We start from the raw sequence: 22,211 nt of genomic DNA on the forward strand, positions 1-22,211 counted from the left end.
GAAAATTCGCTGAAAGCGGTTTTTCTCAGAATTTTGGGGTTAGCTTCGGCCTGCTGTTGGCTTTCGCGCCAGAGGTCGGGTAAGATGTTCCCCAGATGAGGTGATGCCATGAATTACAAAAGGTCCATCTGGGTCTTGGGTTTACTGCTGTTTTGGGCGCTGCCGAAAGGAGTTGGGGCACAGGCGGCGGCCGCTGCCCCCACCCACACCATTCTCCCCGGCGATACCTGGACGGCGCTGAGCTACCGTTACGGCCGTGACGTGCAGGCCACCAATCGCCACATGAACCGGCAGCGCCAACCGGCCATCGGCACGGCCGTTGCCCTGCCCCCAGACAGCGCCGGGCAGATGGGTGTTTTGCTGCGTTCCGACGATGGCGGCTTGCTGGCGACGGCCGTGCGCCACAACACTGACCCCTGGGCCATCGCCTTGCAAAACGACTTGCCCTCTCCCTATCGTCCACTGATGTACCAGCCTATCTTCTTGCCCGGCGGGGAAGCGCCGCCCAGAGATTTGCCAGAGGGATTTGCCGGACTGGAACTGTCGCAGCCGGTAGGGGAGCCAGGGGTAGCGTTGGGCTGGCGGACGGAGGTGTCCGAAACGGCCGTTGTCTCAGCCACGCTGAACAGTGCGCCATTTGTGGTGGTGGGGAACGGCCGTTACCGGGTTGGTCTCATCGGCACAGGCGCATTTTACGGCCGTGGCGAACCCAATCTCAACATTCAGGTAGACGATGGGCCGCTGTGGTCCCAGCCCTGGCGTTTTGAAGACCGCGGCGATTGGGTTTTCCAGGAACTTACCTACACCGGCACGGCCGCCGCCATCACCCAAGATGACATAGACGCCGAACGCGCCCGGCTGCGCGAAATCTGGTCCCAGGTGACGCCGCAGCCGTATTGGACCGCTCCCTTTACGCTGCCCATCGCCAACTACCTCAGCGTTACGTCCACTTATGGCGACCGGCGCTCGGTAAACGGCGGACCGTATAACCGCTACCACGAAGGAGTGGACTTTAGCGCCTACGGCGGCACACCCGTGCTGGCGCCGGCCGCCGGTCGGGTGGTGGTGGCGGAAGTATTGGCCGTGCGCGGCGGGGCGGTCATCCTGGATCATGGCCTGGGCATTTATTCTGGCTACTACCACCTCAGCGACATCATGGTGGAGCCGGGCCAGATGGTGCAGGCGGGGGAAGTTGTGGGCGCGGTGGGCACAACGGGACTCTCCACCGGCAATCATCTGCATTGGGATATGTTGGTCGGCATTACCTGGGTGGATGGGCAGGCGTGGTTGGCCCAAGATATGGCCTGTTGGATTCGCGCCGCTTTGGGTGCGGCCTGCGAGTAAACAATCGAAACAAGGTTGCGTGAAAAATCCGGCGGCCAATGGTATGATTCAACCCACATTCACCTACTATTCTTTTATTTGAGGTCAGGAGGATTTTCGGCAATGATTTTGCAATCGGCTCTGTTTACGCAATTGGCTTTACAAACAACGACGAGCAATTCGCAGTGGTGGTGGCTGTTCATTGTGGGGCTTATTCTGTTGGTGGCTTTCTTTTACTGGTGGCAGCAGGTTAGCGAAAAAGATTTGGCCACGCTGGTGGCTTTTGAGAAGCAGCATCCGCAGGGTTTGGCAATGCCGCCCGGCTTTTCGCTGCCAGCGGCAGCCAGCGACGCGCCTGATGACCACGACCATGGCGTGCATGGACATGGCGTGCATGGACATGACGCCCACGATGCGCATGGGGAAACGGCCGTTTTCACCCCCGCCGACCCCGACGATCTTAAACGCATCGAAGGCATTGGCCCTAAAATCGCCGACCTGCTAAACCAGGCAGGCATCTTCACCTACGCCCAACTGGCGGCGGCCGCTGTGGCCGACCTCAACCAAATCCTGGAAAAAGCCGGGCCGCGCTACCAGCTCGCTGATCCGGCAGCTGGCCGCAGCAGGCCAAACTGGCTGCCGTGGGCGATTGGGACGGCGCTGGACGCATTACAAGAAACATTAAAAGGCGGTCGTCAGGCCAAATAAAACCGATGTACGGTCAGGATCAGACAGATTTCTGCAAACCTGCCCGGTCCTGACCCTGGCGTTGCCATGCGGCCTGACAAATCGCGTGGTATGGGGGCGGACAAAAACGCCGCTATCCACTTACGGAACACCGCATATGGGATACGGCTCGCAGTTGCTAACTGTGGTCGTGACCATGGTCGTCATCGTCGGCGTCGTCATCCATCAGTGAGTCAATAAAATCAATCACCGCATCGCTAAAGGCATCTATTTGCTCCAGGTTGGGCAGGTGGCCGGCGTCGGGTATGACGACAAGCTGTGCCCCGTCAATGGCGGCGGCCATCGCTTCGGCTTCGGCTACCGGGATAAGCTGGTCATCGGCGCCGTGAATGATGAGAGTGGGCACGTCTATTTGGGCCAGCGTCGGCGTGGAATCGGGACGCTCTTTCATCGCTTGCAGCGCGCCGATCATGCCCTCTAGCGAAGTACCTTCCATCATTTCCTGGACAAATTCCACCACTTCGTCATCTTCAGTGTAGGTTTGCGGGGCTAAGAGCTTGGGCAGCATAGCGGCGGCTACGGCCGTTACTCCCTCTTTCGTCGCCTTTTCTACTGCCGCGTCCCGACCAGCCTTGCCTTCGGGCGTGTCCGCCGTGGCTTTCGTGGAAACGAGAATCAGGCCGGCCACCCGCTCCGGGTAGCGGCGGAAAAACTCAAAGGCCACGTAACCGCCCATCGAAAGGCCGCAGACCACCACCGGGTTTTCGATCCCCAAATAATCCAACAAACCGGCGCAATCTTCAGCCAGCATTCCGACGGAATAAGGGCCAGGCGCGGCTTCGGAACGGCCGTGTCCGCGCAAATCTGGGGCAATGACCCGCGCAATGCCCGTCAGGTCTTCCACCTGCGGCTCCCACATGGCGCTGCTGAGCGGGTAGCCATGGATGCACAACAGGGTAATCTGGTCGCAGCTATCAATGTAGGCCATGCCAAAATCATCGGTTAGTTCGCTCATATTTCCTCCTTATAGTTCGGGTCTTCGCCGAACGTAAACAACTCGTTGATAGATTGGTGGGTGTAATTGCGATAAATGGCCTCGCCAAAAATGGGAGCCACGCTGAGCACTTTCATGTTGGACGGCCGTTTCTCCGGCGCCATGTACACGGTATCAGTGGTAATGATTTCTTCAATTTGCGGGATGGCCGCCATGCGCTCCAGGGCGTTGCCCAGGAACAAACCATGCGTACAGATCAGGCGAATGCGCTCGATGCCGCTTTCCACCAGCATCTTACTCAGGCCCACCACTGAACCGCCGGTAGCGATTTCGTCGTCGTACACCAGAGCGTGTTTGAAACCGCGCACCTGCCGCCGGATCAACCCGCCAATCTCCACTTTGGTATCAGAAATGCGGGTTTTGCTGGCCGTGGCCACCGGCAAATGCAGCCCGGCGGCAAACCGCGCCGCCGATTCTGCCCGACCCATATCTGGGGAAACCACCACCGTCTCTTCGGGGTCAAACTGGCAACCGCTTAAATAATCGTTAAAGAGCGTGCGGGCAGTTAACGGGTCGGCGGGGACACTGAAAAAGCCGTGTACCTGGGCCGAATGCAGCGTCATCGTCATGATGTGGGTGGCGCCGGCCGTCGTCAGCAAATCGGCGATCAGCCGGGCGGTGATGGAGATGCGCGGCGCGTTCTTTTTATCCGAGCGGGCGTAAGAAAAATAGGGGATGACGGCGTGCACCTCAGACGCACCGGCGCTCTTGGCGATGTCGCACATCATCAGCAGCCCCAGCAAATGGTCGCTGACCGGCGGTGTGAGGGACTGCACAATGTAGACAATGCGTCCACGCACGCTGGCGCCCAATTGAATGTATAGGTTATCGTTGCTGAACTTAGAAAAAAATGCTTCTTCCAACGGCACGCCCAGGTAGCCGGTGATTTTTTCGGCCAGGGGCACGTTGGAACGGCCGCTAAAAAAGCGCACGTTTTGTACATCTAACAAGGGGGTCTGCTCTTCCATTTTCTCGAACTCTCCTCTCCTGATAGGGTCTTTATCTGTGTTGTTGGGATGCGTCATTCGTTATCGTTTGGCTGGTCATGTGCTGTACGCCGCTAAAAAACGGCCGTCACCCTCAGGGCTTCGGCCAGGCGTTGGCGGTAAGCGGCGGCGGAGATTTCTATCGCGCCGAAACGCTGTAGGTGAGGCGTCGTGTACTGCACGTCCAACAAGCGATAGCCCTGCGCCCGCAAATGCTGTACCAGGTGAACCAGGGCCACCTTGCTGGCGTCGGTTTCATAGGAAAACATGCTTTCGCCGGCAAACAGACCTTGTACGGCTACGCCGTATAAACCGCCTACCAGACGGCCGTTCCGCCACGTTTCCACACTGTGCGCATACCCCAGGCGGTGCAGCAGCGTGTATGCGGCGATGATGTCGCTGTTGATCCAGGTGTCTTCACGCCCTGGCGTTGGGGCGGCGCAGGCATGGATGACGGCCGTAAACGCCGTGTTCCGCCGAACCGCATACGCCCCCTTCTTTAAAGTACGCTGCAAAGACCGCGAGACGTGAAAACTGTCCAATGGCAATATCGTCCGCGGGTCCGGCTCGTGCCAATATAGTTCGCCATCCTCGTGGGCCATGGGGAACCACCCCTGGCTGTAAGCAGACAGCAGCAGTTCCGGTGGCAGCCGCATCGCTTTTTGTTAACGTTCCTGCCCGGCGTATGCCGTTAAAAAGCGAATGCTGGTTTCGATGCCGCGATAGAAGTTGGGCAAGTAAAAGCGTTCGTCAGGAGCATGGATGCGGTCATCTGGCAGGCCAAAACCCATCAGCACCGTCTCTAACCCCAAAAACTCCTGAAACTGTCCCACCACCGGAATTGATCCTCCCTCGCGCATGAAGACCGGTGTTTTGCCGAAGCTGGCTTCAAAAGCGGTAACGGCCGCTTTCATGGCCGGTATGTTCAGGTCGGTGATGGAGGCCGGCGCGCCGCTGCGGCCGTGAATGGTCACTTGAACCGTCGGGGGAAGGATAGACTCGACATAATCTCTGAACAATTGGGCGATTTCTTGCGGGTCCTGGTCAGGAACCAGGCGCATGGACAGTTTGCAATGAACCGAAGACGGCAAGACCGTTTTGCCGCCAGGGCCGGTGTAGCCGCCGATGATGCCATGCACGTCCAGCGTGGGCCGCGCCCCCAGGCGCTCGACCAGGGTGTATTCCGGCTCACCCCAGGCTTGCGGCGCGCCGGTTTCCGCCAGCCAATGGGACTCGTCCAGGGGTAGTTGGGCCAACAAGGCGCGTTCCGCCGGGCTAAGGGGGCGTACTTTGTCGTAGAAACCGGGGATGAGGACACGGCCGTCTCGGTCTTTCAGTTGGGCGATGAGGTGGCCCAGGACGTTGAGCGGGTTGTCTATGCCACCGCCAAAACTGCCAGAATGCAGGTCGCGGGCAGGGCCGGTGATGTCCATCAAGATATAACACATGCCGCGTAAGCCGTAGACAATGCTCGGCGTATTGGCGTTGATCATGCCGGTGTCCGACACCAGCGCCACGTTGGCTTGCAGCAGGTCTCGGTTTTGGACGATGAAGGATTTCAGGCTGGCGCCGCCGCTCTCTTCTTCGCCTTCGATGATGAATTTGACGTTAACCGGCAGACGGCCGTTGGCCTTTAGATGCGCCTCTACGGCTTTAATATGAACATACATCTGCCCTTTGTCGTCCGACGCGCCGCGGGCGTAGAGATAATCGCCAATGGTGGTGGGTTCAAAGGGGGGTGTGTGCCATTCTTCCAGCGGGTCGGCCGGCTGTACGTCATAATGACCGTAAATCAGCACGGTGGGCGCATTTGACCCGGCGTGCAGCCAATCGGCGTAGACCAGGGGGTAGCCTTCGGTGGGGATGACGGCGACATTTTCCAGGACGGCCGTGCGCATGGCGGCGGCTACCCATTCCGCTGCTCTAACGGTGTTCGCAGCCTGATCGGGTTGGGTGCTTATGCTGGGAATGCGCAAAAAATCTATCAGTTCCGCAGCATAGTCAGCCCGATGCTGCTGCGCATATTCCAATGGGCTTAACATAACTACTCTCCACTTCGTTTTGTGCGATGTGCTGCCTTACCGACCCCCACAAAAATCCGCAAATTACCCAGATTTCGCAGATTGGTAGAAAATCCGTATCATCTGTGGGAACATGCCTGACTCTGGTTGATTCAGGTCAAGTATACTCAACAGCCAAAACGCATTATAACGTACAGGGTTGGGAATGACGACAGAATTACAGACACAGAAAGTAGAATTAGGCCACGCCGCGCTGTTGGAAAGCATCTTGTTTGTTGCCAGTGGACCGGTGGCTGCTTCGCGGTTGGCAAAAATCTTGGAGATTTCGGCCGGGGCGGTGGAGAGTTTGCTGCACGATCTGGAGGCGACCTACGCCGGACGGGGTTTGCGGCTGCAATGGACGGGCAGCGCCGTGCAGTTGACCACAGCGCCGGAGGCCAGCGACGTGGTGGAACGATTTTTGGGTTTGGAAGTGACCACGCGCATCAGCCCGGCCGCTTTGGAGGTGTTGGCGATGGTGGCCTATATGCAGCCCATCACCCGGCCGCAAATTGACCAGATTCGCGGCGTTAACTCAGACGGGGCGCTGCGGACGCTGTTGAGCAAGGGATTAGTGGAAGAAAACGGCCGTCTCGATACCCCCGGCCGCCCCATTTTATATGGCACAACACCGCAGTTTTTGCAGCATTTTGGCCTGGGCAGCCTGCGCGAACTGCCAGCGCTGGAAGAAGAAGCGGCGATTGGCGATTGACGATTGGTCCTGAGCTTGCCGAAGGAAACTCGCCCTACACATCTTGCCAATCGGTGGCTGCGCCGGGCCAATCTATGATGGCGTGGCGCTGGATAACCAGGAGACGGCCGTCTTCGTCCCGTATCCCCACGCTGCTCAGGTCCCACCATTCGGCCGTACCGCTGAGCTGGCGACCAGAGCGTAAAGTCAGCCAGACACTCTCTTTGCTCTTAAGGGCGCGGGCGATGTAAAAGGTAAGGTATTTGCGCGGTCGGGCGTTGTGCCATTCAAACTCTGCCACAGGACGGCCGTAATATTCCGCCAGTTTTGCCACCAATTCCGCATCATGTACCGGGCGGTACTGTTTTTCAGCCAGGTTAATGGCTGTGGGCTTCTCCAGGCCAATGGCCTGAGAAATTTCCAGTGGATGGATGCCGCCTTGCCGGGCGCGCAGGTAGCGCAGATGATCACTAAGACTCATGCGGCCTCCTCGGCGGCGGCCGGAGCCACCTGATAATAAGCCAGAGCCAGCTTGTTAATGGTTGTTTCCACGCCGTCGGCCTGCTGAATGGTGATGTTGAACGGACTAAAGCCAATGATGCGGCCGGTAAATGTGGTCTCGTCTAGCAGGGTAAAGGCAACTGCGTCGCCGGCTTCCTGGCGCGTTTGCAGGTAACGGGCCTCATATTCATCCACCCCTTCCGGCGTTAGCGCCCGCCAGCGCCGGGTATCCGGCGGGCGAACGCCCTGGCTGGCTTTTTTCGTTTTCATTTCCCGGTCGTAAACGCCAAGCCAACTGCGGGCTTCGTGAAAGGTTAACTCGTTGAGCGGTTTGCCAATTTGTTCGGTGACGGCCGTTTCATCCAGCCCCAGATTCTGCCCCAGGCCGAGTAAATGGGCGATCTGCCCGTCGGTTGCCGGAAGCGTCTTCTGCTCCTTTTTTGCCTTCTTGGGAGTGGACGGTTTTTCTTCTGCCCTGGCTTGATCTGCCTGTGGCGGTTTTGGCTGTTGCACTGGTTTGGGTGGCTTGGGGGCGGGCGGTTCCGGTTTATTTTTGGGTATCGGGTCAGACTGGAATTTAATCTCGGCCCTGTCAACAAACAGCGCCCTGGCTAATTTATCCAGATCGGCTATTTTGACTTGCTCACCAGCCTCATAAGCGTAAATATTCTTAGCCAATACGCCGCTTTTGGCCGCCAACTGCTTAACCGTCAGGTTACGTTGTTTTCTTAGTTCCCAAAGATTTTTGCTCATGGTTGCCTCTTCACTAAATTTCAAAGATTACACAGATTTCACCGATTTATGTAATGGTCACGATTTGGTTGGAAACGCTGTCATTCTGACGAGTCTTCGAGGAAGAATCCCCTTGCTGCCGACAAATAGGGATTCTTCGCTCCGGAGACTCCGCTCAGAACTTGTCCTGAGTCTGTCGAAGGAATGACTTCGACCAAATTGTGACCATTACAGATTTCACCGATTTAAAACCTGTGAAATCTGTGGACCAATTTCCTGTGTGCTGAACAAGCATTTCACTCAGAGGGTACTACTTTAACAAAAAACGGATAAAACGAAAATGAACTTGCCGACAGTGGCTTAATCGTTACAATAACTGACCAACCGGAGAGCAAATGAGCGATTTAATTGTTTTGGCTTTCGACAATCCCACCGGCGCTTTTCAACTGCGTGACAGGCTGATTAAGCTGCAAAAGCAGCACATCATCACATTGGAAGATGCGGCCGTTGTTGTGCGCCAAGAAGATGGCAAAGTCAAAGTAAAACAGGTAACCAGTCTGGCAGGCGCTGGCGCGTTGGGCGGCGCTTTTTGGGGCATGTTGATTGGCCTGTTGTTTTGGATGCCCTGGTTGGGGCTGGCTATTGGCGCTGTCACCGGCGCGTTGGCCGGTAAATTCTCCGATATTGGCGTAGATGACGCTTTTATCAAGGAAGTCGGCGGGGCGATTGAGCCGGGACACTCAGCGCTGTTTCTGTTGGTCCGCGACGCTACAGCCGACAGGTTGATGGAGCAAATCACCGAATTCGACGCCAAAGTGCTGCAAACCTCGTTGTCGCTGGAAAATGAGGGCAAATTGCGTGACCTGTTTAGCGCCGAAGACGTGGACGATGAAACGGAATACTTCGGGGGGCCGCAGCATGAGTAAAAAATCTAGCATGAGTATCGCTGGATTGGGTGTGGTGGGGGCTGGCGCGGCGTTGGCCTATTTCCTGCGCAAAAATATCTTCGAGCGCGCCCTGGATTTACCACCGGCCCATTACAAATTCAGCGTCAGCCGCAATGTTCGCATTGCCGCCGCCGATGGCGTTCACCTGGCAAGTGACGTTTACGTGCCTGAATCGCAACGGCCGTTACCCACCGTCCTTCTGCGCACCCCTTACGGCCGTTCCGGGTCTATGGGTGGCATCATGGTCTTCATCTCCGGCCGCTTCGCCGAACGGGGCTACAACGTGGTCTGCCAGGACGTGCGCGGCCGGTTCGACTCCGAGGGCGAATTTGAACCCTTCGTCTACGAAAAAGATGACGGCCTGGCTACCCTGCGCTGGATCACCGCGCAGCCCTGGTCCGATGGCGCAGTGGGCATGTGGGGACCCAGTTACCTGGGTTACACCCAGTGGGCGGCCGCCGCCGCCGATGGCGATGTTGTCAAAGCCCTGGTTCCCCTCATCACCCAATCCAACATGGTAGACGTGGCCGACAACGGCGCGGCGTTGGACACCATCCTGCGGTGGGTCTTCATCACCGAAGTCATGACCGACGACGCCCTCCCCCTGCTGGTGCGCGCCCGCCAGGCTTTACAACCCGACATCCAAAACCGCTCTCTGGCAGCCGGTTTTGATCACCTGCCCATATGCACCGCCGACGAAGTGATTCTGCGGAAAGAAGTGCCTTTTTTTCGTACCTGGGTGCAGCATTTTGGCAAAGAGAGCGACCCCTATTTTGCTCGTGTGGACCTGCGCCGCGAAGTACCCCATGTCAAAGCGCCGGTCCATTTGATGGGCGGCTGGTATGACATTTTCCTGCCTGGCCTGTTGGAAGATTATGCGCTGCTGCAAAAGACCGGGAAACGGCCGTATCTCACCATCGGCCCCTATCATCATTTCAGCTTTGGCAAGCAGCTGCAAACCCTCAGCGATACCATCGCCTGGTTCGACGCCCACCTGAAGGGCAAACCAGAAGCGCTGCGCCCCAAGCCGGTACAGCTTTATCTGATGGGGGCCGATGAATGGCGCAGTTTTGACCAATGGCCGCCGCCGCACCACCCAGTTTACTATTATTTGCAAGGCCAGGGAACAGAAGACGGCCGTCTCACGCGCCAACCCCCACCGGCCAACAACCGCCCAGACCAATACCGCTACGACCCCGCCGATCCGACGCCCAACATTGGTGGGCCGCTGCTTTCCGGCGACGCCGGCCCGGTGGATAACCGCTCGCTGGAAGCGCGTCCCGACGTACTCACCTTCACGTCGCCGCCGCTCAACGCTGCTCTGGACGTGATCGGCCCGGTGCGCTTGCGGCTGTACGTCCGGTCCAGCACGCCGTATACCGACTTTTTTGGCCGGTTGTGCGACGTGCATGAAGACGGCCGTTCCCTGAACATTTGCGACGGTTTGCTGCGCCTGGAACCAGGCAAAGGGGAGCGCCAGTCAGATGGCAGCCTGTGCCTGGAGATCAGCCTCAGCGCCACCGCCCACCGCTTCCTGGCCGGCCACCGCCTGCGCCTGCAAGTTTCCAGCGGCGCCCACCCGCGCATCAGCCGCAACCTGGGAACCGGCGAACCGGTTCTAACCAGCACGCGCATGGTCCCCGCCGACCAGACCATTTACCACGACCCCACTCATCCCTCCGCGCTCATCCTGCCATTTACGTAAAGCGACTCATCCTTGGGCGCTGCCGCCCGAGACCAATGGAATCTCGCCCATTTCCCACGAGACCAACAGCGGCACGGCCGTAAAAATGGAACTGTACGTCCCACTCAACAGTCCCACAAACAAGACAGCGATAAACGGCTTAATCGAAGCCCCACCAAACAACAAAATTGAAACCAACACAAACATCGCGCTCAACTGCGTAATCATGGAGCGCTTGATCGTTTCCTTCACCGACCGGTTGACCAGCGCCTCAAACGAATTGCTGCGCCGCCGCAAACTGTTCTCCCGAATCCGGTCGAACACGACGATGGTGTCTTGCAGCGAAAAACCGGCCACCGTCAGCACCCCTGTCAAAAACAAAGCATCCACTTCCCAGCCAGAAATCATGCCCATGATGGCCGCAAAGCCAAAGATGACAAACAAATCGTGGAACATGGCCGCCACCGCACACACCCCAAACCGAAAGGAATTGGGAACCTGCCGGAAAGCGAACATGATATAAAACAAAATCACCACGCCAGAAACAACAACAGCTATCAACGCCGCCCGCGTCACCTCCTGCCCCACCGCCGGGCTGACGGTGGTCACCGAAAAAGTACCGGCCACCAACGGGGCCAGACTGGTCAGCACCGTTTCCAGGTCGTGGGCCTGTTCAGCGTCCACAAACTCGGTGCGGATTTGCCACGCATTGCTCAAATCCTGTCCGCGCAAAGCGGTGATGGACGGGTTGCTGATGCCCGCCCCGGTAAACACCTCGCGCACCTGTTCTTCGGTAACAGTCGTGGCAAACTGAATTTCGAACCGCGACCCACCCAGAAAATCGACGCCCAATGGGAAAATTTTGCCCGTACTAACCACAGAGTAAAGCATCGCCAAAAGGCCCAGGCCAATGATGACCCCCGAAAACAGATAAAAATAACGCCGTTTTTGTACAAACGTTTCAAACATGATTATGCTCCTAACAACCAGCGACGTTTCGCCATCCAATCGGCCGAGCCACCAATGACCAGGTTGACCAACGTGCGCGTAACGAGAACGGCCGTAAACATACTAATCGCCACCCCAATCGCCAGCGTCACGGCAAAACCCTGCACCGCACTGGCCCCAAAACTTCGGCCAAACCCGCCCAAAATCAGGCAAATCACCAGCGTGGCAATGTTCGAGTCCCGAATTGATGTCCAGGCGCGCTGAAAGCCCGACTGCACCGCCTCGTCCACCTTGCGACCCCGCGCCAATTCCTCTTTCATGCGCTCAAATACCAACACATTGGCGTCCACCGCCATGCCCAGCGACAATAAAAAGCCGGTGATGGCCGGCAGTGTCAACGTCACCGGCAGCCCCATAAAAACGGCAAAATTCAGCAGCGCATACACCAGCAATGCCACCGCCGCCAGCACCCCTGGCAGCCGGTAATAGCCAATCATAAATATAAGCACCAGAATCACGCCTATAATGCCGGCGTCAATGCTGGCCCGCACCGACTGTTCACCCAGTGTAGCCCCGACCAGCCGCGTACTCTCTATACGCAACGGGATGGGCAAGCTGCCAAAGCGCAGTTGCAAAGCCAGCTTTTGCGCCTCTTCCAGCGTAAAATTACCGGTGATTGTGCCGCTGCCACCGGAAATAACCGAGCTGATGCGTGGGCTAGAAATCACCTGTTTATCCAACACAATGGTCAAAAAACGCCCCTGGTTGCGCCGCGTATAGTCGGCAAAAAAGTCTACTTTATCCGGAATCAAACCGAAGGAAACATAATATTGGCCTATCTGGTCCAGTTCTGACTGCGCCTGCCGCAGATCGGCCCCGGTCATCACCGTTTCAAACGTCGGCGCGGGGTCCTGAATAGGGGTGTCCAGCGGCGCGCCAACAGGCAGCTCGCAGCGCGACGGCCCGGTACTCAACGAGGTGCGTACGCAGAATCCTTCCGGCAGCGGCTGTGCGCCGGAATCAATAAATTCCAACAAAGCGGTTTCCTGAATGAGTGAGATAGCCTGATCTGGATTCTCTACCCCCGGCAGCTCCACCAGAATACGGCGGTCGCCCTCTATTTGCACCAGCGGTTCGGAAACGCCCAGGGCATTCACGCGCTGGGCGACGATCTGGCGCGCGGTGTCCATATCTTCCCGCGCAATGTTTTGTTCGGCCGGCACATCGGCTTCTAACAGTACTTGCAGCCCACCTTGCAAATCCAACCCGCGCTGGATGGGGTAAGCCGGGTTCACGACCAGCCAAATGGCCGCGCCAATCACCAGCAAGATGACTACCAGCCAGATAAGGTCTCGTTGATATTGCATAAGCAGTTTCCTTTATGCCACAATTCAAGTCCCCGGCGCTGCAAGAACGCCGGGGACTTTGGGCATTATAGGCGCAACCTAAAAGAAATGCCACCCACAGCCCAGCGCGGAATGCGCCTCGCTGCTGTGTTAAGCGGCCTGATTGACTGACAAAACTTATCTAACCGCGGAGAACGCAGTGAGCGCGGAGGCTGTACCAGAGAAAATCTCCGCGGTGATAATCTGAGATTTGTCAGTCAACCAGGTTAAGCGGCAATTCAAATTGTGGTAGAGGCGGGACGGCGCGGACAAGCGGCAGCAGAGGTGTTGGAGAATGGCTGAGACGTTGGCCCGCCTGTCCCGCCCCTACGAGCAGGTTCATCATTGGAATTGCTGGTTAAGCGGGGTGAATATGCGTCAGTTAGCGGCCACAATCCGACCCTGTTTGATAACGGTTTGCACCAGATTAACGCCATAACGGTAGCCCAGATGACGATAATCGGTCGTCGTCAGGATGAGCATATCGGCCTGTTTGCCTGGTTCCAGGCTGCCAACTTCGTGGCCGCGACCGATTGCGTGGGCGCTGTTCAGCGTGGCCGCGGCCAATGCCTGCGCCTGAGTCAGCCGCATGTAGCGGCAGGCCAGGGCGATGACCATCTGCATAGATTCGCACCAGCTTGTGCCAGGGTTGCAGTCTGTGGCCAGGGCCAGCGCGCCGCCAGCCGCCAGAATGGCCTGCGCGGGCGTATACTTGCTGTGCCCCAGACCAAAGGGCGTGCCAGGCAGCCCGACAGCGATGGTTTCGCCCTGCCCCAGGGCGGCGATGTCGGCCGCCGGGGTTTCCACCAGGTGATCGGCCGAGACAGCGCCCAATTCAACGGCCAGTTTGGTCCCGCCCAGACCGACAAATTCATCAGCGTGGACCTTAAGACCGTAACCCAGTTCTTTGGCCCGCACCAGGATGCGCCGGGTCTGGGCCAGGTCGAAGACGCCTTCTTCACAAAAGACATCGCAAAAGAGCGAACGGCCGTTTCTCACCATCCATTCCGCCCCGGCAGGCAGCATCTCCTCTATCACCAGGTCTACATAGTCATCGGTACGGCCGCGATATTCGCTGGGCACGGCGTGGGCAGGCAAGAATGTGGGCGTTATGTCAACAGGTTGACGGCCGTCCAACGCAACAATGGCGTCCAACAGCTTCAATTCAGCTTCCACAGACAGGCCATAGCCGGTTTTGGCTTCCATGCTGGTGGTTCCGTAACGCAGCATGGCATCCAGACGGGGCAGATTGGCGGCCACCAATTCGTCCACAGTGGCCGCGCGGACCTGACGCACGGTGGACATAATGCCACCACCAGCGGCCATAATCTCCATGTAGGTCGCCCCGGCCAGGCGCTGCTCGAATTCGCCGGCCCGATCACCGGCCCAGGGGATGTGGGTATGGGGGTCTACAAAACCGGGGATGAGACAACGGCCGTTGGCGTTGATGGTCTGGTCGGCGGCGTACTGAGATTGGAGTACGGCCGTTGGCCCCACAGCCACAATCAACCCATCCCGCGCGGCAACCGCGCCATCGGCTATGACAGCCAATTCACCCAATGCCGCGCCGCGCTGCGGCCCCTCACTGCCGGGAACCACACACAACTGCCCGGCGGAATGAATCAATAAGTCTACACGTTCCATCGTTTCTCCATGGCCCCTGATAAAAATACTAAAATCCTTCGTCAAAAGCAACACCAACCAAGGCGACAAATTTGCAGGATGATAAGTTGACAAGGTAGCAAATTGCCGGCATCTACAAATAATGACAGGAGACTATCTGGTGAATTTGCGCTTTTCACATATTGGCAGATGTGCCATAATTTTCGCCATCAGTTTGCTGCCTAAAACATACAGACTGGCAGCCTAATCCGTATTCAGTGTTCAGTAACCAGTTTTCAGTCAGCGCTACCCCTAGAAAACGCGCACTAAAAACCGAAAACTGAACACCGAAAACTGAAAACTGGACACTGGACACTGGACACTAAATAAGGAAAACCATGGTCACCGGTATTTATCAGTCCTTGATGATGTCATTGGGAATCGTACCGTTTTATATCACCGATACATATTTTCACCACAAATATGATCCAAAACGGGATTCTGGAAAATCGGGGCGAAGCTGGCTCATCGTGGGCGGTTCATTGATAGTGGCTGCTGTGCTTTTTTTGCAGCCGGTCACGAACCGGTTTGTGCCCTCTCCCTTTGCGTTCTTCGACAGCAGCCACCAGAAAAACCGCACCGTTAAGTGATCATCTAGAAATTACATGGCCCAGATTGGACCAATCTTGGAGATTGGTCCAATCTAAAAAATAAGCAGCCGGCTATCAGCCACAAATGGTAAGTACCGGTTCAGTCCCCTTGCAAATCCTCCCGGAGGCCGACAAGACAGGCGGAGATTCGCTCCCATCAGCCTCCGGGAGGGTCTATTTTTGCGAACCCTGGGGCTGGTTGGCTGGCAGCGCCTTGTACTTTGTAAACGTCGGCAGTCGTGCTATGCTTAGATGGCAACACATCAGTGAATGGGAGAGTGTGCGCCGTTTATGGAACTTCAAGCAGTCACCGGACAACTGGTTATCATCAACGGTCAGGTACAGGCCCCAACCGGGCATCGGCCAACCGGCAAAACGACGACGCCCGGTTTATTGGTTCAATCCGCGCCGCCCAAAGCCACCCGCAGCCGCCGTCGGGACATATTATTCGTCCACCTCACGCTGAGTGGTCAGATAGATGAAACGGCCGTCCTCGCCCAAGACCTGCTGGACCTCATCAGCCGCCACTTTTACCAGGCCACGGGCAGCATCACCGCCGCCCTGCGTCAGGCCATCACCGAAGCCAACCAGCGTCTGCTGCGCCTGAACCTGGAAGACAAAGGCCCCACGCGAGTAGGCGCTATTTCCTGCGCGGCTTTGCACGATGGCGAGTTGTTCCTGCTGCAAGCGGGTGAAGGACTGGCTTTTTTAGGCCACAATTTTGGCGTCGAACGCCTGCCGGCCGAACCATCGGCGCAGGCCACACCGCTGGGACGCAGCGCCGGGCTGCATGTGCGCTACTTCCACCATCGCTTGCAAAATGGCAATTTGCTGCTGCTGGCCGACCCACGCATCAGCAATTTAACGGCCGAAGCGCTGGCCCCGGCGCTGGTAGACACCGATGTCGAGAGCGGCCTGCTGGCTTTGCCAACGGCCGTTGGCCCTCAAGCCACCGCCCGCCTGCTGCTGATCGAGTTTACAACCGATGAAATCGGCGATGAAATCGGCGACGCCACCGTGATTGCCGCCAGCGAACCGGTGGCCGCAGCCGTGACTCCAACGCCCGTTGCCGCAACGCCCGTTGTCCCAACGGCCAATCCGCTAGCCGCCACCTTTCCCCAACCCATCCGCGAAAGTGACCAAACCACCAGCCCTACACCGCGGCGCGCAACCGCCGAACGGCCGTCGCCCACCAGCGCCAGCGTCAATCAAATCGCCGCCGATGTGCAGACCAGCGCTCGCAAAACTGGGGCCGCCGCCGCCTTCGGCCTGGCTAACTTCACCGACTGGCTGACCGACATGCTGCTCCGACTGCGCCCGCCGCGGCCGGAAGACGACGAACCAACCAATTGGGCCATCCCGGCCACCATCGCCATTATTGTCCCCCTGTTGGTCGCCATCATTGTCACCAGTGTCTATCTGGAACGCGGCCGGGTGCGCCGCTTTGCCGAGCTAAAAACAGAAATGGGGCAAGAGATTGGTCTGGCTGACGGCGCCGACAGCCGCGATCAGGCGCGGCAGTCTTACGATCGGGTCATCCTCCTGGCCGACGAAGCCGACGCTTTACGGGCGGGTGATGGTGAAATCAGCCGCCTGCGCCAACAAGCGATGACGGCGCTGGACCAGCTAGACGGGGTTTCCCGTTTACAAGCCCGGCAGCTGTACGAATTTACCAGCGACATTCAGCTGACCGACGTTGTGCTGCAAGGCGGGTTCGACGGAGGCGTTTTTACGCTAGACAGCAGCAGCAACGTTTATTTCCACGCCAGTGATGCGTCGTACCTGAACTTATCCGGCGCGCCCACGCAGATTGTTTTCAGCGGCAAAGCATTGGGCAGCCATGTGGTGGGTAAGGTGGTAGATATGACGTGGCGGCCAGCGGGCACGGCCGTTTCTCGCGCCGGGCTGGCCATGTTAGACAGCAAAGGGGCACTCCTGACCTACTTCCCCAATATGCAAGATACGCGGGTGGCGCCGTTGGGTCTTTCTAGCGTCTGGCAAATTGCCACCGCCCTGGCCTTTTTCAACGAACGTCTATACATTTTGGACCCTGGGGCACGGGAAATCTGGAAGTATTTTCCCGACAGCGACGGCTTCCTCATTAAGGACGACGAGCAGGTATTGGTGTTGGACTCCAGCGCCGATTTGAACGCGGCTGTAGACCTGGACCTGTACAGCGAGGATGGCTCGCTGCTGCTGTTGTATGGCGACGGCCGTCTCCGTTACTACGACACACGCTCCGGCCGGGTGCAGTGGGACGAAGCCGAACTGCTAAAAAACGGCGGCCTGACCATCCCCCTGGTCTCACCCACCGCCGCCCAACTGGTGGGCCGGGGATTAAACGCCTCCATTTTTGTGGCCGATCCGGGCAGCGGCCGTATCCTGCAAATTGCACGCGGAGGCCGGGTTATCGCCCAATACCGCGCCACCAACGAAGCCGGGACGGAGCTGTTCAGCCATGTCCAGGGTTTCGCCGTCGCCGAAGCCCCCCTGCGCATCTTCATCACCGACGGCAGCAAACTGTACGTCGCCACCCAGAACTAGACTTAACCTGTCAGTTTTGCGCTTTTTCGTCCACAGGTGGGTGTATCAGAGCGACTTCATGCCGGGGGAACGCCAGGTCAATGCCCTGAGCGGCAAACTCCAGCCGAATCCGCCGCCGCAGTTCCCGCTGTACCGCCCAATGTTGGTTGGGCGCGGTTTTAACCATCAGGCGCAGCCGCACGGCCCAATCCTCCAACCCCTCCACGCCGGTTACTTGCGGCCGTTCTCGCAGCAAAAGAGCCATCTCGGCGTCAGCCGCCAGCCCATCGCCGATGGCTTGCAGCACGCTCAGGGCGCGGTCAACGTCGGCTTCATAGGTGATGCTGACGTCTACAATGGCCCGCGACCACCCACGGCTGCGATTGGCGACAATGCGGATTTCGCCGTTGGGGATAACGTATAACACGCCGGCCACGTCGCGTATCATCGTGGTCCGCAGTGTCATCTCTTCAATCGTACCGACCACGCCATTGACCTCGATCACATCTTCGACCATATACTGATTTTCGATCAGGATAAACAGGCCGCTGATGGTGTCTTTAACCAGGGTTTGCGCGCCTAAGCCGAACGCCAGGCCCACCACGCCCACGCTGGCTAACAGCGGCGCGACCGGCACGCCGACTTCTTGCAGCACCATGACAACGGCCGTTGCCACAATCAACACCGATCCCGCACTTCTGAGGACAGTAGAAATTGTCTTGGCGCGTTTGTCCAACGCGCTGCCTGCCTCGCCGTCTATCAAACTCACGCGGTGGGTGGCATAGCGCACCACCGCACCCAGCAGGAAATTGGCGACCAAACTCAAAACAAGGATCGCCAAAATGGTCAGGCCATGAGCCACAAACCATCGTTGTATTTGTTCCAGCACGTTGGTCATCCATCACCTCTCTGGGATCATCACGGCTGAGCTAACGTATCCATTCAGCCCTCTTGCCCCCTCCCCAACCCTCTCCCTCTGGGAGAGGGAGCAAGTTCCCTCCCCCTTTGGGGAAGGGTTAGGGAGGGGTGAACGCTTACAGCTGACAGCCTGTCGGAGAACTCAGGATAGATACACGCATTGAACAGGTTCGACGGGTTTTTACGGATAAATCACCAGAAAATCGGTGTAAATCCGTTAAATCCGTGTCATCCGTGAATCCATTTCTACTTTTCCGACAGCCCGCTTGAAGTAGAACTTCTTCTCTGGTCGGCCGCAACCCAATTGACAGCGGATTGGCAGGGTTTACGGATTCTTTTTTTCCTCGACTACTCTCGTCTGCAAATCCTGGAAAGCCGTGTTCTGCGGCCTTGGAAAATGAGATTTGTCAGTCAATCAGTTGTTCAGGTAATAAAAATGACGAAAGAGCTGCCCCTTTCGTCATTTCATGGGTGTCCAGAGAAATCCTCATGCAATTTGTAGAACGATTTTCCAAATCGTTCTCTGGGTGATTTGGAGAATCGCCCCCATCCGCAGGAATGGACTTTTTTGGACAGCCATACGGCGCATTTTCGTTTATAACTCGCCAGCGAAAGAAGTTCTACCCCTTCTCAGAGGTTGGACTTCTGGGCGTCGCTTAGAAATAAGTCAGACCGTCATCGCCTTCCAGGCCGCCGTCGTCTTCGAGGTCGTCGAAATCTTCGTCGTCGAACTCCTCATCATCAAAGTCATCGTCGTCTATCTCTACCACCTCATAATCCAGAGACACCCACAAAGAGAGCATGGGGCCTTCGTCCACCGTTTCCAGCCGCATCGCTACCACATCTGCCTGCTGGCGCAGGCGCATTTCATCCGGATAATCTAGTTTGACCGGACGACCCTCACGCCAGGCGTCCTGGCAGCGCCCCAGGATGTCATTGCCTTTGGCGGTTCGCAGTTGGCATAAAGCAATCGCCCGGTCGTCTGGACCCTCGTGAATAGATTGAAGCCACCGCTGGGGCGTCGGATGAAAATCGGGGGTTGGGCCTTCAATAATGGTAATGAGTTCGGGTTTTATTGCCGACATGATTCACCTTCTCGTTCAATTTATCGCGCGCACAGGGGATACTGGAGACCGTAGCCCACTGCTGCGGACAATAGTCTACTGTCTGAACGGCCGTCTGGCAATACCTCTTATGGACTAATTACGACCGCGGTGCTTGTTGAGTCCCCGGCGCCGGGCAGACGCCGGGGACCCCAGACATTATTGCGCGGCAGCCAACGCGGCGATGGCCCCATCAACCATGCGGATGTCCAACTGCCCGTTCTGGATGGTGAAAGAGGCGGCCATTTGCAGCGCGGCCAGGAATTGGGCCTCTTGCTGCATTTTGCCTTCCGGTTCCGGGCAGTAAGCGCGGGTGGTAGCCAATAGGCCGACCGACAAAGCGTCGCCATTAACGGTGTACGGCCCAAAATATTGGTTGCAGCCGGCCGAACCCTGCACATTACCATCCTCGCCAAAGCTCATGGTTATTTCCGTGCCATCCAGCAGACCAACAGCGGCCTGGAGGCCATTGTTGAACAGGGTCACAGTCCAGACAGGACCAACCAGATCGGCGGCCTGGGCGACGGTGAACGAAGCCATCAACGCGCCGCTGGCGTCGCGCAGCTCCAGCACGTCGCCCTGGATGGCGTAGGTGGCGGCGTTGGGCAGCGCGGCCAGGAAAGCTGTCTCTTGCTGCATCACATCTTCGGCACAGGCGATCATCGTGCTGGCAATGTTGGGATTGATGCTGATGCTGCCGCTGTCTACGGTAAAGGAGGTGGTGTAATTGTTGCAGCCTGCGCTGCCGGCGAGCGTGCCATCATCGGCAAAAACGGCCGTCACCTGCGTCCCCGCCACCGGCGAGACAACGCCACCCAGCCCGTTGTTATAACCGGTCATTTGCCAGTTGGTTCCGGTGAGCGGTGTGGGCGCAACGGATGTAAACGCCGCCACTATCCCGCCATTGGCGTCCAACAGCTTCAGCGCATCGCCTTCCAGCGCAAACGTCACGGTGTTGGTCAGCGCCGCCAGGTAAGCCATTTCGCGCTGCATCGCCGCTTCGTCGCACATCATCATGGTGCTGGCGATGGCGCTGTTGAAGGTGAGGCTGCTGCCGCTGACTGTGAATGACGTGGTGTAGTTGTTGCAGCCGGCGTTGCCGCTGAGGGTACCATCTTCGCCAAAGACGGCCGTAATTTTTGCCCCATCGGGCACGGCCACCACACTGCCCGGCGCATCGCTGTAATCGGTGAGCTGCCAGACCCCCACCAGGGAAGCGTCCGACTCCGGCGCGGCGGCGCTGTACGAGGCGATCAACGCGCCGTTGGCGTTGCGCAGTTCCAGCGAATCTCCTTGGATGGCATAGGTGGTGGCGACAGGCAAGGCCGCCAGATAAGCGGTTTCTTGCTGCATCAGATCTTCAGCGCACAGTATTGTGGTGGTGGCGATGCTACCGGCGATGCTGATGCTGCCGCCATCGGTCGTAAAGGAGGTGTTGTAGTTATTGCAACCGGCGCTGCCGCTCAAGGCGCCATCTTCGCCAAAAACGGCCGTAATCGTCGAACCGGCCACCGGGGAGACCACAGCATCCTGCCCGTTGTTGAACCCGGTCAACTGCCAGGTTGTGCCGGTGAGGGAAGTGGGGATGACGGCCGTGAACACAGCCAGCGGCGCGCCGGCGGCGTCAGTCAGGGTCAGGGTGCTGCCGCTAATCTGCCAGGCGGTCGCTGTGGATAAGGCGGCCAGGTAAGCCGTCTCCTGCTGCATGACCGGGTCCGCGCAGGCCATCATGGTGCTGCCAATCTGCGGATCAATGGTGATGGTCTGGCCATCTACCTGGTAAGAGGTGAAGTAATTGTTGCACCCGGCGCTGCCGCCCAACGAACCATCGGCGGCAAAGACGGCCGTTACTGCCGTATCGGCCACAACCGCTGCCCCCTGGAGGCTTTGCAGCTGCCACAACGCGCCGACCAATGGCAGCGCATCGCCTGTGGCATCCCCGGTGACGACCGTTTGTGTTGTGCCTACCGGCGTCTGGCTGACGATGTTCACCAGCGTGTACTGCAACGAAGAGCCATCGGCCGGCGGGTTTTCGATGGTGGTCACGGTGACCAGCAGTTCATACTCGTAGCCGGGTTCAAAGGTGAATCCGGTGATCTGCTGGTAGAACAGAGTGTAGGCATCGGCCGGATTTTCTCTGACCTGCATACACTTTTGCGGCGCGACGCCGACACAATCCACCAGTTCCGAGCCGACGTACAAGGTCTTTACTTCGCCTTCCACACTGGGCTGTACGGCCGTTCCGTCAGCCTCACTGGTGGCGGCCGGTTGGTCCTGGTCTGTCTGGTCTGCGCCGCCACAGGCAGCCAACAGCGCCAGGCCGGCCAGCAATAGGGTAATCAACAACCAATTGGACTTCTTTTTCATCTCATTCTCCTTTTAATTTTGTTCGGCAGGCTATTGTAAGCTGCCATGCC

18 protein-coding genes and 1 pseudogene are annotated in these 22,211 nt (G+C 57.9%); 7 read left to right on the forward strand and 12 right to left on the reverse strand.

Annotation, left to right across the window (positions count from 1 at the left end):
• Positions 1 to 108 precede the first annotated feature (108 nt).
• A complete protein-coding gene (locus tag IPM39_17140) occupies positions 109 to 1,344 on the forward strand; it encodes a M23 family metallopeptidase (protein ID MBK8987766.1) in 1,236 nt (411 codons plus the stop codon).
• Between the two features lie 291 nt (positions 1,345 to 1,635).
• Positions 1,636 to 2,084: pseudogene (locus IPM39_17145) on the forward strand (DUF4332 domain-containing protein).
• A gap of 104 nt (positions 2,085 to 2,188) precedes the next feature.
• Here IPM39_17145 and IPM39_17150 read toward each other — a convergent pair.
• The 4 genes from IPM39_17150 to IPM39_17165 form a co-directional block, all read right to left on the reverse strand.
• Complete coding sequence (locus tag IPM39_17150; GenBank protein ID MBK8987767.1) at positions 2,189 to 3,025, reverse strand: alpha/beta fold hydrolase; 837 nt, start codon at positions 3,023 to 3,025, stop codon at positions 2,189 to 2,191.
• Positions 3,022 to 4,032 carry a ribose-phosphate pyrophosphokinase gene (locus tag IPM39_17155; protein ID MBK8987768.1) on the reverse strand — a complete coding sequence of 337 codons (1,011 nt, stop codon included), beginning with the start codon at positions 4,030 to 4,032 and terminating at the stop codon, positions 3,022 to 3,024. The genes IPM39_17150 and IPM39_17155 overlap by 4 nt, the downstream gene beginning before the upstream one ends.
• Before the next feature lie 92 nt (positions 4,033 to 4,124).
• Positions 4,125 to 4,706: a leucyl/phenylalanyl-tRNA--protein transferase gene (locus IPM39_17160; protein ID MBK8987769.1), complete on the reverse strand. Its 582-nt coding sequence runs from the start codon at positions 4,704 to 4,706 to the stop codon at positions 4,125 to 4,127.
• 9 nt (positions 4,707 to 4,715) lie between these two features.
• The gene (locus tag IPM39_17165; protein ID MBK8987770.1) at positions 4,716 to 6,092 is read right to left on the reverse strand and encodes a dipeptidase; all 1,377 of its coding nucleotides are present in this window, start codon (positions 6,090 to 6,092) and stop codon (positions 4,716 to 4,718) included.
• Positions 6,093 to 6,276: 184 nt separating this feature from the next.
• Between IPM39_17165 and scpB the strand changes: the two genes are divergently transcribed.
• Positions 6,277 to 6,822: an SMC-Scp complex subunit ScpB gene (gene scpB / locus IPM39_17170; GenBank protein MBK8987771.1), complete on the forward strand. Its 546-nt coding sequence runs from the start codon at positions 6,277 to 6,279 to the stop codon at positions 6,820 to 6,822.
• Positions 6,823 to 6,856: 34 nt separating this feature from the next.
• On the opposite strand, the gene IPM39_17175 is transcribed toward scpB, so the two are convergent.
• Positions 6,857 to 7,282 (reverse strand): hypothetical protein, encoded by a 426-nt coding sequence (locus IPM39_17175; protein ID MBK8987772.1) that lies wholly within the window; start codon positions 7,280 to 7,282, stop codon positions 6,857 to 6,859.
• The gene (locus IPM39_17180; GenBank protein ID MBK8987773.1) at positions 7,279 to 8,055 is read right to left on the reverse strand and encodes a helix-turn-helix transcriptional regulator; all 777 of its coding nucleotides are present in this window, start codon (positions 8,053 to 8,055) and stop codon (positions 7,279 to 7,281) included. Before IPM39_17180 ends, IPM39_17175 begins: the two co-directional genes overlap by 4 nt.
• 374 nt (positions 8,056 to 8,429) lie before the next feature.
• Here IPM39_17180 and IPM39_17185 point away from each other — a divergent pair, with 374 nt between their 5' ends.
• On the forward strand, positions 8,430 to 8,960 hold the full coding sequence (locus IPM39_17185) for a DUF1269 domain-containing protein (protein MBK8987774.1): 531 nt from the start codon (positions 8,430 to 8,432) through the stop codon (positions 8,958 to 8,960).
• A gap of 10 nt (positions 8,961 to 8,970) precedes the next feature.
• Complete coding sequence (locus IPM39_17190; GenBank protein ID MBK8987775.1) at positions 8,971 to 10,686, forward strand: CocE/NonD family hydrolase; 1,716 nt, start codon at positions 8,971 to 8,973, stop codon at positions 10,684 to 10,686.
• Positions 10,687 to 10,692: 6 nt separating this feature from the next.
• Here the strand turns inward: IPM39_17190 and secF are convergent, their stop codons facing one another.
• The 3 genes from secF to IPM39_17205 all read right to left on the reverse strand — a co-directional run bounded on the left by secF (position 10,693) and on the right by IPM39_17205 (position 14,642).
• Complete coding sequence (secF, locus tag IPM39_17195) at positions 10,693 to 11,634, reverse strand: protein translocase subunit SecF (protein MBK8987776.1); 942 nt, start codon at positions 11,632 to 11,634, stop codon at positions 10,693 to 10,695.
• Between the two features lie 2 nt (positions 11,635 to 11,636).
• Positions 11,637 to 12,980, reverse strand: coding sequence for a protein translocase subunit SecD (gene secD, locus IPM39_17200; protein MBK8987777.1), 1,344 nt, complete (start codon positions 12,978 to 12,980; stop codon positions 11,637 to 11,639).
• Between the two features lie 396 nt (positions 12,981 to 13,376).
• On the reverse strand, positions 13,377 to 14,642 hold the full coding sequence (locus IPM39_17205) for an imidazolonepropionase (GenBank protein ID MBK8987778.1): 1,266 nt from the start codon (positions 14,640 to 14,642) through the stop codon (positions 13,377 to 13,379).
• A 356-nt stretch (positions 14,643 to 14,998) separates the two neighbouring features.
• Between IPM39_17205 and IPM39_17210 the strand changes: the two genes are divergently transcribed.
• A complete protein-coding gene (locus IPM39_17210; GenBank protein ID MBK8987779.1) occupies positions 14,999 to 15,250 on the forward strand; it encodes a hypothetical protein in 252 nt (83 codons plus the stop codon).
• A gap of 291 nt (positions 15,251 to 15,541) precedes the next feature.
• Complete coding sequence (locus IPM39_17215) at positions 15,542 to 17,794, forward strand: hypothetical protein (GenBank protein ID MBK8987780.1); 2,253 nt, start codon at positions 15,542 to 15,544, stop codon at positions 17,792 to 17,794.
• Positions 17,795 to 17,804: 10 nt separating this feature from the next.
• Here IPM39_17215 and IPM39_17220 read toward each other — a convergent pair whose 3' ends face one another.
• The 3 genes from IPM39_17220 to IPM39_17230 form a co-directional block, all read right to left on the reverse strand.
• The gene (locus IPM39_17220; GenBank protein ID MBK8987781.1) at positions 17,805 to 18,671 is read right to left on the reverse strand and encodes a mechanosensitive ion channel family protein; all 867 of its coding nucleotides are present in this window, start codon (positions 18,669 to 18,671) and stop codon (positions 17,805 to 17,807) included.
• A gap of 676 nt (positions 18,672 to 19,347) precedes the next feature.
• The gene (locus IPM39_17225; GenBank protein MBK8987782.1) at positions 19,348 to 19,776 is read right to left on the reverse strand and encodes a hypothetical protein; all 429 of its coding nucleotides are present in this window, start codon (positions 19,774 to 19,776) and stop codon (positions 19,348 to 19,350) included.
• A gap of 177 nt (positions 19,777 to 19,953) precedes the next feature.
• Positions 19,954 to 22,161 (reverse strand): META domain-containing protein, encoded by a 2,208-nt coding sequence (locus IPM39_17230; protein MBK8987783.1) that lies wholly within the window; start codon positions 22,159 to 22,161, stop codon positions 19,954 to 19,956.
• Positions 22,162 to 22,211: the final 50 nt, after the last annotated feature.

The organism is Candidatus Leptovillus gracilis, assembly GCA_016716065.1.
In the GTDB taxonomy this organism is placed as follows: domain Bacteria; phylum Chloroflexota; class Anaerolineae; order Promineifilales; family Promineifilaceae; genus Leptovillus; species Leptovillus gracilis.